The organism is Streptomyces albidochromogenes, from assembly GCF_005981925.1.
Classification (GTDB): Bacteria; Actinomycetota; Actinomycetes; order Streptomycetales; family Streptomycetaceae; genus Streptomyces; species Streptomyces albidochromogenes.
The window spans coordinates 1-668 of sequence record NZ_VBVX01000713.1; the positions used below are offsets into that span (position 1 = coordinate 1).

The window sequence follows — 668 nt, forward strand, 5'->3', positions numbered from 1 at the left end:
GCATCAACTATTTCTTGAAATTGGCCATAGCAGACTATATGTTGATGAGAAACAACGCCAAGGAGATTATCAAAAACTGGGAGAATCTAGCGTATCAGGCATTTGAGTCCACGCGATCATACAACCATAAATTCAATAGGACGTTGCCGGCTTTCCAGACGATAGTCGACCAGCAGGATAATCGAAAGGTGATGATCGGGTCGGTCAGATTCAGTACGCCTGACCTCGGCAAGTTGGTTAGATGCTTGGTCCGGGAGTACCATACCACGGTTCGAAACTTGCTACCGGACGGGATGTTGATGGTGGACGAGCTATACGAGGAGTTTCGAAAGCACGCCAAAGATATGTTCAGCTGCACGGATTTAGGATATAGTGTTTTCTACGGAACAGACGAACTCAACAAGCTTTCTTATCAGCAGCGACGCACGTACGAGGAAGCCGTCGGTGATAAATGGAAGGATCAAAAGTATATGAGAAGCATGTTTGACCAGTTTACCAGGCTCAACTTGAACCTCTTTGTGTGCATCTTGATCACCTGTGGCAGCCCATTTCGGGTGACGGAGTTGCTCACGTTGACGTTTGCCAACCCGACAGATTTGGTGCGTACGATGTATTATTCCAACGGGCATATTCAGATTAACCTTCTCTATAATAAGAATACGCATAGC

At 46.3% G+C, this 668-nt stretch carries 1 protein-coding gene; it reads left to right on the forward strand.

All coding sequences use genetic code 11. The annotated features are described in order from the left end of the window. Positions 1-302: 302 nt before the first annotated feature. A partial coding sequence (locus E2E34_RS37750) for a hypothetical protein (protein WP_208765427.1) occupies positions 303-668 on the forward strand: 366 nt, incomplete at its 3' end.